Raw genomic sequence first — 298 nt, 5'->3', positions numbered from 1 at the left:
CCCAGCTTGGCGCGGATGCGGCGGAGGTAGGCGTCGACGGTGTGCTTGGAGAGTCCCATGTGGCGGGCCGTCTGCAGGTAGGTGCGGCCGGCGGCGATGTGGCCCAGTGCCTCCTGCTCGCGCGGGGCGAGGGCCAGGGCGGCGGTCTCGGTCTGCGGGGCGGTGAGGGTGAGGCTCATGGGATTTCCTTCCGAGGATCGGATCGGTCATCTCTGCTCGCGCCCTCGGAAGCAGGTGGACATGTAGTCGAATGTCCGGTTTGTCCTGCTTAAAATCCTGCGCCCGTACCTTCACGACG

General features: G+C 67.1%; 1 protein-coding gene. It reads right to left on the bottom strand.

Features of this window, described 5'->3' with window-relative positions; all coding sequences use genetic code 11:
• The coding region (locus tag IF09_RS42450; RefSeq protein WP_063607488.1) for a response regulator transcription factor at window positions 1-179 on the bottom strand (179 nt) is incomplete at its 3' end.
• Between the last annotated feature and the right edge of the window lie 119 nt (window positions 180-298).

It is taken from the genome of Streptomyces katrae, assembly GCF_000717655.1.
GTDB classification, from domain to species: domain Bacteria; phylum Actinomycetota; class Actinomycetes; order Streptomycetales; family Streptomycetaceae; genus Streptomyces; species Streptomyces katrae_B.
The sequence above is the reverse complement of the archived record's forward strand: the minus strand, read 5'-3'. Positions and strand labels throughout refer to the sequence as shown.